At 60.3% G+C, this 11434-nt stretch carries 14 protein-coding genes and 1 pseudogene; 7 read left to right on the forward strand and 8 right to left on the reverse strand.

The features are described 5' to 3' along the window. Together NW863_RS10085 and NW863_RS10090 are read left to right on the forward strand one after the other, a co-directional pair. Positions 1 to 195, forward strand: a pseudogene (locus NW863_RS10085) (IS630 family transposase); the annotation flags it as partial. 222 nt (positions 196 to 417) lie between these two features. Further along, positions 418 to 954 carry a thioredoxin family protein gene (locus NW863_RS10090; protein WP_414366106.1) on the forward strand — a complete coding sequence of 179 codons (537 nt, stop codon included), beginning with the start codon at positions 418 to 420 and terminating at the stop codon, positions 952 to 954. Between the two features lie 244 nt (positions 955 to 1198). Here NW863_RS10090 and aroQ read toward each other — a convergent pair whose 3' ends face one another. Continuing rightward, positions 1199 to 1702: a type II 3-dehydroquinate dehydratase gene (gene aroQ, locus NW863_RS10095; RefSeq protein WP_414366107.1), complete on the reverse strand. Its 504-nt coding sequence runs from the start codon at positions 1700 to 1702 to the stop codon at positions 1199 to 1201. Between the two features lie 222 nt (positions 1703 to 1924). Continuing rightward, on the reverse strand, positions 1925 to 2074 hold the full coding sequence (locus NW863_RS10100) for a hypothetical protein (protein ID WP_414366108.1): 150 nt from the start codon (positions 2072 to 2074) through the stop codon (positions 1925 to 1927). A gap of 170 nt (positions 2075 to 2244) precedes the next feature. On the opposite strand from NW863_RS10100, the gene NW863_RS10105 reads away from it, so the two are divergent. Next, a complete protein-coding gene (locus NW863_RS10105; protein WP_414366109.1) occupies positions 2245 to 3459 on the forward strand; it encodes an Era-like GTP-binding protein in 1215 nt (404 codons plus the stop codon). Here the strand turns inward: NW863_RS10105 and lipA are convergent. Continuing rightward, positions 3456 to 4328 (reverse strand): lipoyl synthase, encoded by an 873-nt coding sequence (lipA, locus tag NW863_RS10110; protein WP_414366110.1) that lies wholly within the window; start codon positions 4326 to 4328, stop codon positions 3456 to 3458. The genes NW863_RS10105 and lipA overlap by 4 nt on opposite strands. Before the next feature lie 131 nt (positions 4329 to 4459). Then, on the reverse strand, positions 4460 to 4957 hold the full coding sequence (locus tag NW863_RS10115) for a DUF4079 domain-containing protein (protein WP_414366111.1): 498 nt from the start codon (positions 4955 to 4957) through the stop codon (positions 4460 to 4462). Between the two features lie 304 nt (positions 4958 to 5261). Between NW863_RS10115 and NW863_RS10120 the strand changes: the two genes are divergently transcribed. Next, on the forward strand, positions 5262 to 6473 hold the full coding sequence (locus tag NW863_RS10120) for an argininosuccinate synthase (RefSeq protein WP_414366112.1): 1212 nt from the start codon (positions 5262 to 5264) through the stop codon (positions 6471 to 6473). 140 nt (positions 6474 to 6613) lie between these two features. Here the strand turns inward: NW863_RS10120 and ahcY are convergent, their stop codons facing one another. After that, entirely contained in the window at positions 6614 to 7894 is a 1281-nt protein-coding gene (gene ahcY, locus NW863_RS10125) for an adenosylhomocysteinase (protein WP_414366113.1), read from the reverse strand. Between the two features lie 110 nt (positions 7895 to 8004). On the opposite strand from ahcY, the gene ruvX reads away from it, so the two are divergent. Beyond that, on the forward strand, positions 8005 to 8484 hold the full coding sequence (ruvX, locus tag NW863_RS10130; protein WP_414366114.1) for a Holliday junction resolvase RuvX: 480 nt from the start codon (positions 8005 to 8007) through the stop codon (positions 8482 to 8484). On the opposite strand, the gene NW863_RS10135 is transcribed toward ruvX, so the two are convergent. The 3 genes from NW863_RS10135 to NW863_RS10145 form a co-directional block, all read right to left on the reverse strand. Further along, positions 8451 to 8870, reverse strand: a complete 420-nt coding sequence (locus NW863_RS10135; RefSeq protein WP_414366116.1) for a YraN family protein — start codon at positions 8868 to 8870, stop codon at positions 8451 to 8453. The two genes, ruvX and NW863_RS10135, sit on opposite strands and share 34 nt — an antisense overlap. Before the next feature lie 29 nt (positions 8871 to 8899). Then, a complete protein-coding gene (locus NW863_RS10140; RefSeq protein ID WP_414366118.1) occupies positions 8900 to 9022 on the reverse strand; it encodes a hypothetical protein in 123 nt (40 codons plus the stop codon). 89 nt (positions 9023 to 9111) lie between these two features. Continuing rightward, positions 9112 to 9279, reverse strand: coding sequence for a zinc ribbon domain-containing protein (locus tag NW863_RS10145; RefSeq protein WP_414366120.1), 168 nt, complete (start codon positions 9277 to 9279; stop codon positions 9112 to 9114). A 456-nt stretch (positions 9280 to 9735) separates the two neighbouring features. Between NW863_RS10145 and NW863_RS10150 the strand changes: the two genes are divergently transcribed. Both NW863_RS10150 and NW863_RS10155 read left to right on the forward strand, forming a co-directional pair. Further along, positions 9736 to 10359, forward strand: coding sequence for a TMEM165/GDT1 family protein (locus NW863_RS10150; protein WP_414366122.1), 624 nt, complete (start codon positions 9736 to 9738; stop codon positions 10357 to 10359). A gap of 224 nt (positions 10360 to 10583) precedes the next feature. Further along, entirely contained in the window at positions 10584 to 11312 is a 729-nt protein-coding gene (locus tag NW863_RS10155) for an NYN domain-containing protein (RefSeq protein ID WP_414366123.1), read from the forward strand. The last annotated feature ends 122 nt before the right edge of the window (positions 11313 to 11434 follow it).

Below are 11434 nucleotides of genomic sequence, written 5' to 3' on the forward strand. Positions count from 1 at the left end.
TATGCACCGGAATTGAATCCTATTGAGATGATGGGGTCGGTGTTGAAGCATTTTATTCGGCAGTTTTCCAGAGTTGGGAAGTATAGCGTGGAGCAGATAGTGCAGACTTGTTTACTCCTGATTAATCCATCCTGCTTCCGGAGTTGGTTTGCTAAGTGTTGCTACTGTACCCCTTGGTTCTTTAACAAGCTGTAGTGAAACCAGCAACAAGAATTCCTAGGCTTACTGGTGCGCAGAAGCAAGCTATAGCTGGGGGGAGTATGTCCACCTGCCCTCCTCTCCAGCAGGGATCCCTCACCCAAAACCCGGGAGACAACCATCCAGAACCTAGTTGACCCACCGCCAAGAGAGGGGGATGCTAGAACGGGGAAGGCGGAAGCTGAATCCAGGGGCACCAGATGGCGAGGTGATGGAGCTATGAAGGAAGACTGGGCAAAACGGTTGCGCAACGGGTTAGTTGCCATGGTGGCAGTGATCCTGGCGGCAGGCTTGTTTCTAGCCAATCAAGCTCGTCAGGCCAGCACCAGCTTGGCCGACTTGGCTGCAGAGGCAGTGTCCTGGGAGGAAGCGCAGGCCAACGGCAAGCCTTCTCTGGTGGAGTTTTACGCCGATTGGTGCACCACCTGCCGAGCAATGGCACCCCTCCTGGCCAACTTGAAGAAAGAATTTGCCGATCAGGTGAACTTCGTCATGCTAAACGTGGACAACCCCAAGTGGCTGCCGGAGTTGAGCCGCTACCGGGTGAACGGGATCCCTCACTTTCTCTTTTTGGATGGTCAAGGGGAAGTGCTGGGATCTGCTATTGGAGAACAGCCTGCCGCCATTTTGCGGGCCAATGTGTTGGCTCTGGCAACTGGGCAGCCCCTGCAGTTGACCAATGCCGGACAGGTGTCTGAGCTGCAGCCGGGCAGGCCTGTCCTCTCGAATCAGGCGGATCCGCGCAGCCATGGATAGGAACCTAGGGGATCCCCACTGTCCCTCTCAGCTGCCCACTGGTCTTACCAGTTAACCACTCTTTGAGTTGCGCCCGCACGATACCTACCTGGCGCCTGCCCTCCTCTCCCACACGGCTGAGGACAGATGTTCTCCACCGGGAAACCCAGTGTCTGCCTCTTCTAGGTGGGGGGCCTCCCCGCGTTTGCGGATCACCAAGCAGCGACTATCGCGGTAGCGTCGAGGTAAGGCCAAACTTCTTCGGTCAGGTTTGGACGGCCTGCAGCCGCAGGTGCTGAACTAGAGCCTGTAGGCCCAATAGGTAGCTGTGGGCTCCAAATCCACTGATTTGGCCAATGGCTACAGCAGCAATGTAGGAGTGCTGGCGGAAAGGTTCGCGGCGATAGATATTGCTCAGGTGAACTTCTACGGTGGGCAGACCCACGGCAGCAATGGCATCCCGCAGGGCAATGCTGGTGTGGGTGTAGGCGCCGGGGTTGATGAGGATGCCGGCGTGCTGCTGGCGGGCGCGGTGGACGGCATCAACCAACACTCCCTCATGGTTAGACTGCAGGATCTCCAGCTTTGCCCCAAGAACTTCTGCCTGCTGGTGGAGCGCCCGATCGATCTGCTCTAAGGACACCGAGCCGTAGATGCCTACTTCTCGCACCCCTAGCAAGTTGAGGTTGGGGCCGTGCAGAACCAGAAGGCTGAGGAGCTCGCCACCGGAAGCGATGGCAGTCGGATTAGCGACGACGATGGGATCCATTTTCTACGGGAATGGGGGCAGGTTGGGGCTCAGGACTTCCCAGAAGGGTATCAATTACACGTTCCACCCATTCGCGGAGCTTTTCGAGAACTTTTTCTACCCAATCCATCCGACCTGCCTCGTAGGAGTTACAGAGCCATCAACGGAGCTTGACCAATGGATCTCCATGATAGCGCTTTTTCTCGACAAGCGTAGAAATGGGGAGCTGGAAATACCATCGGACTAGTAAAGGGCGCTCAGGAGCACGATATCCACGATCAGGAGGGCACCTGCAAAGGCCAGCAGGCTGCGCACAATTTGACGCTCTTGTTTGGAGCGATGGGATCCGCCAAGACGGAGCCAGCGGAGCGAGTTGGGGAGGCGGTACAGCATAGCAACAGTCGATGAGATTCTAGACTCGGGAGCGCCAACGCCCCAAGGTGATCATGCCCCATTCTGTGAGCTTCGGATCCCGGCGGACTTCCCCACGCTGGGGGGGAATACTAGCCTGGCTATGGGGATCAATTCCTTCTAGAGTGGGGGTTAGGCCATTTTTGTTGTCGATGACCACTCCTCTAACTCAAGCCGAAACCGTTTTTCAGCGTTGCTGGGATCACTGGCAAGCTCTGGCCAGCCGTCAGGACTTGCAGCCGGAGTTCAAAGCTTTATCCACTCTGCGCAAGCGTCTTGTCAGTCGGGTGTTTTCCATTGCGGTGTTTGGTCTGGTCAACCGCGGCAAGTCGGCTGTCTTGAACGCCCTGACCGGCGAGGCCCGCCTGGAGGTAGGGCCCCTCAACGGGGTGACGCAACAGCCACAATCGCTGCTGTGGCAGCCGGGGCCGGGGATCCCTTGGCAGGTGCGGCTCATCGATACGCCCGGCTTGAACGAGGTCAACGGAGAAGCCCGCGAACAGTTGGCCTGGGAGGTGGCCCGCGCCGCCGACTTGATCCTGTTTGTCATCGCCGCCGACCTGACCCAGTTGGAGTACCAAGCTCTGTTGGAGCTGCGCACCCTGCACAAGCCGATCCTGCTGGTGTTGAACAAGTGCGATCTCTATTCGGAAGCCGAGTTGCAGGCCATTCGCACCCAGATCAGCCATCACTTGGGCTGGGTGTTGCCCCAGGAGATCTTAACAGTGGCCGCCTGTCCTAAGCCCACTAAGGTGCGCACCCACTGGCCAGATGGCCGCATTACCTTGGAATGGGAGCGGCCCGCACCCCAGATCGAGGCCCTGCGAGAGCGCATTGTGGAGATTTTGCAGGCAGAGGCGGGATCCCTATTGGCCCTCAACGTGCTGAAGCGGCTGGAGTGCCTCCAGGCCCAGCTCTGGCAAAAGCAGTGGCAGCACCACGCCTGCTTTGTCGAGCAATGGAGCACGGCCTGCGCCCTCGGCAAGGGGATCGCGGTGGGCTTAGCGCCACTGGGGCTGGATCTGCTGTTGGCGCCGCTGCTGGATGGGCTGTGGCTGCTGGGCTTGGGAATGCGGCTGCGCCTACCCTGGGGATCCCTAGGGGGGGCGCTGGGATCCGTCCAGGAGGGGCTGTGGCGACTGCTGCTACTCAACGGGGCGCTGCTGCTTTTGGCCGAGGGGGTGAGCTCTTGGCTGTGGGGAGGCTGGAGCAACAGCCTCTTGCCAGGTCTGGTGGCGGGAGTGAGTTTGTACCGCCTGGGATCCCTGGCGCCACAGGTGTTGCTCCGGTTTGCCCCAGAGGGGTTCGGCCTAGGGGCCCTCTTGCGGGATCTCATCAGCAGCCAAGAGCTGGCTGAAAAGGCCTAGGATCCCCCTTCCCCGCCATCCTGGGCCATTTCGGCGGCGTGGTAGGAGCTGCGCACCAAAGGCCCAGAGCGCACCTGGCGAAACCCCATCTGGAGGGCAATCTGGCCCAGCTCGACAAACTCCTCCGGAGTCCAGTAGCGCTGCACCGGGCGGTGGGCCAGGGAAGGCTGCAGGTACTGACCCAGGGTGAGCCGGTCACACCCTACCGCCAGCAGATCGCGAAAGGTTTCCAGCACTTCCGCGCGGGTCTCCCCGTGCCCCAGCATCAGGCCGGACTTGGTGGGCAGGCCGGGATCCAGCTCCTTGACGGTTTGCAAAACCCGCAACGACAGGTCGTAGCCAGAGCTGCGCCGCACCGCCTGCGACAGCCGGCGTACGGTTTCGATGTTGTGGTTGTAGCAGGTCGGTCGGGCCGCCACCACACGGGCAATGCAGTCGCGATCCCCGCGAAAATCGGGGGTGAGCACCTCGATCTGGATCCCAGGGCAGCGTCGCCGAATTGCTTCCATCACCTCCACGAAGCGGCCGGATCCCTGGTCGGGCAGGTCGTCGCGAGCTACCGAGGTGAGCACCACATAGCGGAGCCCCAGCAGCTCAACGGCCTCAGCCACCTTTTCCGGCTCCTGCGGATCCAACGGCGCGGGCCGCCCGCTGGCCACCTGACAAAAGGAACAGGCGCGGGTACAGATCCCACCCATCAGCAGGAAGGTGGCGGTCTTTTGGCTGTAGCATTCGGCCCGATTGGGACAGCGCCCCTCTTCGCAGATGGTGTGCAGGCCCCGCTGCTTGATCACCTGCTGCACCGCCGAGATATCGCTGGCCTTGCCAATAGAGCGCTTGACCCAACTGGGAAGAGGGCTAACAGGCATGGGAGAACCGCTTGCTAGGGCTCAGTAGCTTGGGAAAGCATCCTTCTCCAATCCAAGGAGAAAGACAAAGGGGATAGCGTCCATTGTGGCATGGACGCCTTCCAGATCGATCGCCCTTAGCCGGAAAAGGGCTAGGCCAGCTGAGGAGAGGTTAGCATCTGGTTGACGATGCGCTGCACAATTTGAAAGCCAGTCACCGCCTGCCAGCCCAGGATCCCCAAAATCACCAAATTCAGCAGGAGGTGGACATTGCGGGCCCAGGCCTTTTGGCCATCCTTCATCAGGGGCGCCAAAGCCGCAGAGCTAGCCACCAAGGCCACAATGCCCAATCCCGCCAGCAAGTGGGGGCCAACGAACAGCTTGCCGTTGTTGAGGTAGGTCACCCCCATGCCGCCCAGGGCCCCGAACACCATCGACAGCAAGAACAGGGATCCAGCAAGAAAGTGCCGCTGGCCAAACTTACCCTTGATGAGTTCTTTGCGCTCTTCTGCAGAAGCAGTGCGCAGCCGTCGCACCTGCAGGCCCAGGTAAAGAGCGTAGAGAGCTAGGACAAAGGCGAAAATCATCAGCACAGGGTGAAAGAAAGGCAAGGCCAGCTTCAGCCATGGGGGAAGTTGAATGCCGCTCATAGGGATTGCGCAACGAAGAGGAGGCTGCCCCTAAATTAACACAAATTTTTAAAAATTTAAAAAACTTCTGTCGCGGCACAGGCCTGGGTGGACTCCAGGAGTTGGGGCCCTATCTGCGTTAGATGCTGGTAGAAATGGATTGGCCGTTGGCAGCGGGCCAGATGATGGGCTTTGCAACTTGGGTAACGCTGCGGATCCCAATTCCAGGAGCTGAATCACTCCTAGGTGCCGACCCCCGCCTCAAGCTCCCAGCCACAGGGCATAATGGGCTAGCAACTTCTTTTGAACAGGGATCCGCAGCAGCATGGGACGGGCAAAGAAAGTGGTATTGGCCTATTCGGGGGGCGTCGATACTTCCGTCTGCATCCCCTATCTCAAGCACGAGTGGGGAGTGGAATCGGTAGTCACCCTGGCGGTGGACTTGGGTCAGGGGGCGGAGCTGGAGGCCATCCAAGCCAAGGCGCTGAGGGCCGGGGCGGAGCAATCCCTGGTGCGGGAGGCCGTCCAGATCCTGATTGCCGACTACGCCTTCCCCGCCATCCAGGCCAATGCCCTCTACGAGCAGCGCTACCCTCTCTCCACCGCCTTGGCCCGCCCCCTGATTGCCAAGCTGTTGGTAGAGGTGGCAGAAGAGGTGGGCGCCGACGCCGTGGCTCACGGCTGCACCGGCAAGGGCAACGACCAGGTGCGCTTCGACCTGGCCATCGCCGCCTTGAACCCCAAGCTCAAGGTGCTGGCCCCGGCCCGCGAGTGGGGCATGACCCGCGAGGAGACCATTGCCTACGGCGAGCGCTACGGGATCCCTATGCCGGTGCAAAAGTCCAGCCCCTACAGCATCGACCTCAACATCCTGGGCCGCAGCGTCGAAGCCGGGATCCTGGAAGACGCCGACCAAGAGCCACCGGAGGAAGTCTACGCCCTCACCCGCCCCATCTCCCAAACCCCCGACGAGCCCGCCTATGTGGAGATCGCCTTTGAAGAGGGGATCCCGGTAGAGCTGGACGGGCAGCGCCTTGGCCCCAGAGCCCTCTTCGAGCGGCTCAACCACTTGGCTGGCAGCCACGGTGTCGGTCGCATCGATATGATTGAAAACCGGCTGGTGGGGATCAAGTCGCGCGAGATCTACGAGTGCCCCGCCCTAACGGTGTTGATCCAGGCCCACCGCGAGCTGGAGAGCCTCACCCTCACCCGCGAGGTCATCCACTACAAGTACGGTATCGAGACCACCTACAGCCAATTGATCTACAACGGCCTTTGGTATTCACCGCTGCGGGAGGCCCTCGACGCCTTCATTCGCACCACCCAAAAAAGCGTCACTGGCATGGTGCGGATGCGCCTGCACAAGGGCCAGGCCGTCTGCGTGGGCCGTCGCTCCCCCTACTCCCTCTACAACGCGGAGCTGGCCACCTACGGGGAAGGGGATCAATTCGACCATCGGGCTGCCGAAGGCTTCATCTACATCTGGGGTCTGCCCACCCGCGTCTGGGCCCAGGTGCACCGGGGTAGTGGTGCTTGAACTCTACCGTTAGGCAATTTGTCCATCCGGGGCGCTGGTCAACCGGCTAGCCCGCTGGGAGGGAGCTGGCAACCCGCTTGCCTGCTGGCCCAACGGCGCAGGTGGGCCAGGTTTTCCACCGCGGAGGTGAGGGGCTTTCTCTAGGTTCCTGCCGTCCAGGTGTTGCCGTACTCGATCTGCTCCGGGGTAAGGCTGTCGATCTGGATCCCCATGGCTTTGAGCTTGAGGCGGGCGATGGTCTCATCGATCTCCGCAGGAATGGGGTGCAGCCCAGGAGCCAGGTGGCCACGGTTTTTCACCAGGTACTCGCAGGCCAGCGCTTGGTTGGCAAAGCTCATGTCCATGACGCTGGCGGGGTGGCCTTCGGCAGCAGCCAGGTTGATCAGCCGGCCCTCCCCCAGCACCACTACCGACTTGCCCGATTGAAGACGGTATTCTTCCACAAAGGGGCGCACCGTCTGCCGGGAAACCGTCCGCTGCTGGAGCGCCACCAGGTCGATCTCGATGTCGAAGTGGCCGGCGTTGCAGACCATCGCCCCATCCTTCATCGCGTCGAAGTGCTCGCCGCGGATGACGTGCTTGTTGCCAGTGACCGTGACGAAGAGATCTCCCAGAGGGGCGGCTTCAGCCATGGGCATAACCCGAAAGCCGTCCATCACCGCCTCTAGGGCCCGCACCGGGTTGACCTCGGTCACAATCACCTGGGATCCCATGCCGCGGGCCCGTATCGCCACTCCCCGGCCGCACCAGCCGTAGCCGGCTACCACTACTGTTTTCCCGGCCAAGAGAATGTTGGTACAACGCAGGATGCCGTCTAGGGTGGATTGGCCAGTGCCGTAGCGGTTGTCGAACAGGTGCTTGGTCTCGGCATCGTTAACGGTCATCACCGGGAAGCTGAGCACCCCCGCCTTGACCATGGCCCGCAGGCGCACCAGGCCGGTGGTGGTCTCCTCCGTGGTGCCGATGATCTCCGAGAGCTGCTCCTGACGGTGCTGCACCAGCTCTGCCGTCACATCGCCGCCGTCGTCGATGATCAGGTTAGGGCGGTGATCCAAAGCAATCTGCACGTGGCGGCGGTAGGTGGCTACGTCTTCTCCTTTGATGGCAAAGACTGAGATGCCGTAGTCCGCCACCAGGCTGGCGGCCACATCGTCTTGGGTGGAGAGAGGGTTGCTGGCGATGAGGACGCTATCGGCTCCCCCTGCCTGCAGCGCCAAGGCCAGATTGGCCGTTTCGGTGGTGACATGGCAGCAGGCCACCAGGCGCAGCCCGGCCAGGGGCTTTTCTTGAGCAAAGCGCTCCCGGATCTGGGCCAGCACCGGCATCTCCCGCGCCGCCCATTGGATCCGTTGCTTGCCCAGGGAGGCGAGGCCAAGGTCTTTGACTTCGTGCTTGGGGAGAGACAGGGTGGCGCTGGTCATCGAGAAGGCTCCAAAAAAGGTCGTCGAAAAAGGACAGAGGATCAGTCGAGCTACACGGCTAGGAACAGGGAGTTTCAGGCCGTTACAATGTCGGCAAGAGGGGTAACCAGATGTCAACAGACCTGAACTATTTTGCCACAAGGGATCCCTTTTCGGCGCTGGGGCTGGACGTGGGCAACCGCCGCATCGGCGTGGCCGGCTCCGACGGGCTGGGCCTGCTGGCCACGGGGTTGGGGGTGATCCGGCGCCGTTCCCTGCCCGAAGATATCGCCCAAGTGCAGGAGTGGATCCGCCGCCGTCGGGCCACCGTGGTGGTGGTCGGGATCCCCCTTTTGGCGGACGGCTCAGTGGGATTCCAAGCCCGCAAGGTGCAGCGGTTTGTACGGGCTCTGCGCGCGACAGTGGATTTGCCAGTGGTTACGGTCAACGAGTACCTAAGCACGGTGCAGGCGGAGTGGGATCTGCGCGAGGCCGGGATCCCAGCCAGGGCCCAGAAGGGTTTAATCGACCAACAGTCGGCGGCGGTAATTTTACAAACTTGGCTGGACGAGCGGCGCTATTCCCAAAGCTCAAAAGCGCCCTGCAGATAGTCTGCCAAGGCGTAGCTCACCCCTTCTTTGGCCGGTTGCTGTTCCACCAAAACGACATCGAAGCGACAGGCTAATTCAGCAAGATCAGGGTGCTGGCTCAAGAAAGCTTGGGCGGCTCGGATCAGGCGCCGCTGCTTCTGGATCCCAACCGCCAAAAGCCCCTTTTGATCCCAGCCCTCGCCACTGCGGGTTTTCACTTCCACAAAAATCAACTCCCCTGCCCTAGCGGCCACCAGATCCAGTTCCCCCCAACTACAGCGCCACTGTTGCGCCAGGATCTGCCAGCCCTGCTCCTCCAGGTACTGCCGCACCCAAGCCTCGCCAGCCTCGCCTGTGTCTTGGAGAGAAGTTCGCTTGGGCAAGGGTTCCCCGCCTACCTCGTACAAATCTAAGGAACTATTCCGAATCCCTCCCCCTAGTGGGCAGAGCCGTTGCCGTGATACTTGTCGGTGTCGTAGAAGCCGTTGCGGGTGCCAAAATAAAAGCTCGCCAAAGATAGGATCAGGGCGACCGCCACCAAGATCAACTTTGCATCCACGCAGTTTTCTCCTAGTTGTATCCTATGCCTCGACCATAAACTACCCTACCGCATAGGCGGGTAGGATTTTCAGTAGCCCTGAAGCTCGCTCACAAGGACTCCGTCCCGCTAACGCGAGTGGCACCGTTAAAATCCGCATCCCCTTCCCGCTGGCCAAGCCACAAGCACTGGTGACAGGTCTGTGAGCTGTAGGCAGGCGGAACCCCTACAACCTCGACCCCTACCCTCATTGCCTTGTACTGCACAAACTGCCTCAACAGGTAGAAAGCCCCTCGCGCTAGCGGGCCGTAGGCCTCACTGTTCGACCGCCGCCGCTCTTTTTAGGCGCTATCCCTTGGGGTATCCCGTGCATTTCGGTGATAGCCTGCCCTTTCTCCTGCCCTACTCTCGTTGGCCTTGGGGAGCCCAGATTTCAGTAGCTTGCTGGTGATCGTTCTCTCAAGTATTGGCTCCTTCCGCTTGCTGCTCGACATGTTACCATTTAGCCTCGAAAGGGAGTAGTCAGGTGGCCCACCGCCCTCTGCATCGACATACTGGCCAGCAAGCCCGGTGCAGCAGACAAAGCCTGCCCAGAGAATTACTTTGGGCTGCTTTGGTGACGAGACTTTCACTGGGTTCACGCAGAGGTGAGCTTGGTGATCCCGTCTGACTTCTCCGGCCTTCACCTCTAGCTGTGAGCCACCCTGCATACAAGAGAGGTTGGAGGCTAAAACATGTGGGCCGGTTTTTGGTCGAGTTTCCTGTTGGTCACAGTGGCAGAGCTGGGGGATAAGACCTTTTTTACCCCCCTCATTTTGGCAATGCGTCACCCGCGCCGTTGGGTCTTTCTGGGAACATGGCTGGCTTTGGCGCTGATGACCCTGCTGGCTGTAGTGGCCGGGAAGGTACTTTTCAAGTTGTTGCCACCACTGGGGGGGCAGGTGCTCTCAGCAGGGGTTTTTGCTGCCTTTGGGCTGAGAATGCTCTGGCAAGCCTACAGAATGACTCCTCAACAAGAGAAAGCAGAAGAGGAAGAAGCCCTGAAACTGGTGGAACAAGCCGAGGAAAAGGGGGCTGGCCGCGGCGGCGCCTGGACGATTGTCTGGGAAGCGTTGAGCTTGACAGCCTTAGCCGAGTTCGGGGACAAAACCCAAGTTGCCACCGTCTCCTTAGCAGCCACTCATCCGGGATTGAGTGTCTGGGCAGGAGCTACCCTCGGCCACGGCCTCATGGTGGGGTTGGCGGTGGTGGGTGGCCGGTTTTTAGCAGCCCATATCTCTGAACGAGCCGTGCATTGGTTGGGAGGCAGCTTGTTTCTGATCTTTGCCGGGATAACGGGTTGGGAACTGCTGGGATAAACCTGTCGGGCAACCCAGCCCGGTTCCCTTCAGAATTGACTTCTACTGACATAATTTCTCCTCCCCTAGCTGGAAGTCCCCCCTTCCAACAACAGACATACTACGGAGGCGGGTGTCGAAGGGCATTGGGGTATCTCTCCGCCAACTCCCAAGTCTCTTGTCCAGCGAGAGAGCCCTTCATGCCTGGCCAGATCCCCGTAAGCGATGCAGCAGGAGAATGGACGATGAGCAAAACTCCCATCTTTCCTCTAACCTGGCTATGGGCGGGATCCCTGGCTTTGGGGGTGACAGCCTTAGTAACCCGCCAGGTCGTCTGGGGTCTCTTGCCTGTGGCTGCGGCTTACCCGGCCATCCGCCGCCGCGAAGAACAGCTTTGCCAAGTGTTGGGGCAGAGCTGGCAGCAGCAGGAACAGATGGCGACCCAACTGGGGGCGATACAGGCGCGCATCGACGCTCTCGAAGCTCGGCCTACGTCACATTTATCGGTGCGGCAGCAACTGGCTCCCACCACGCAGGCCATTCAACTGATCCAGCGGCGGCTCAAAGCTGTAGAACTGCGGCTCAATGCTCTGCCCCAGGCGACTCCTGAGGAACTGGAGTCGATGCGGGCGCAATTGCAACGTCTGCAGCAGCAGGTGGAGTCCCAGCCAGCCCTCCCTTCCCCTCGTAAAGCTCTGGGGGTGTTTATTGACGGCGCTAACCTGCACGCCAGTGCCCAGCAATGGGGATCCCCTCTCGACTACCCCGGACTGTTGAGCTGGCTGGGCCAGGGCCGAACGGAGATGGAGGTGCATTTCTACAGCGGCACAGATCCGCACAACCTCGGCCAGCGCCGTTTTCTGGCAGAGCTGAGAAAGTTGGGCTACCGGGTGGTTACCAAGCCGGTCGTCACCCGTGCCGACGGCAGCCGCAAGGCCAATCTGGATGGGGAGCTGATCGTGGATTTAACGTAAGGTGCGGAATTCCCCACCGTCTATACGGTGGGGATGGATAGCACTCTCTGACTGATTCTGGATGTATTGCTTCACAATTTCTAGGCAGCAAATCATGCCAAAGCCTAGCCCTTCCCAATACA

The sequence above is a fragment of the Synechococcus sp. B60.1 genome, assembly GCF_047462555.1.
Classification (GTDB): domain Bacteria; phylum Cyanobacteriota; class Cyanobacteriia; order Thermostichales; family Thermostichaceae; genus Thermostichus.